2 pseudogenes are annotated in these 398 nt (G+C 42.7%); both read left to right on the top strand.

Annotation, left to right across the window (positions count from 1 at the left end):
- Positions 1-87 precede the first annotated feature (87 nt).
- Positions 88-207, top strand: a pseudogene (locus J3482_RS21165) (subtype I-C CRISPR-associated endonuclease Cas1); the annotation flags it as partial.
- Positions 208-215: 8 nt separating this feature from the next.
- A pseudogene (locus J3482_RS21160) lies at positions 216-302 on the top strand (CRISPR-associated endonuclease Cas2); the annotation flags it as partial.
- Positions 303-398 lie beyond the last annotated feature (96 nt).

The following is a 398-nucleotide window of genomic DNA, read 5'->3' as shown; positions in this document are numbered from 1 at the left end:
TTTCGCCTGTTCCGCTCAAAATCCATACACTTTATTTCGACAATTGGCACGCGAAATCCTTGCTACGATTAGGTTTATGGTTCATTCAGCAGACCCTATCTAGGTGAGAAAATTTCTTGGGGATTGGTTCCACATGCGCAAGTCTTATTGCTAAGTCGTCATTTGCGTAATGATTTGGATGAGTATCCACCTTTTATGTGGAAGTAGGTGAGGGAGTGCTGGTTTTGATTACTTATGATGTAAGCACAGTCAGTAGAGAAGGACAAAAACGGCTGAGGAGGGTATCGAAGGAATGTCAGAATTAGGGTCTGCTGAATGAACCATAAACCTAATCGTAGCAAGGATTTCGCGTGCCAATTGTCGAAATAAAGTGTATGGATTTTGAGCGGAACAGGCGA

This window comes from Alicyclobacillus suci, from assembly GCF_017329615.1.
GTDB classification, from domain to species: domain Bacteria; phylum Bacillota; class Bacilli; order Alicyclobacillales; family Alicyclobacillaceae; genus Alicyclobacillus; species Alicyclobacillus suci.
Note: the sequence above shows the minus strand (reverse complement) of the source record. Positions and strands in the feature narration are given on the sequence as shown.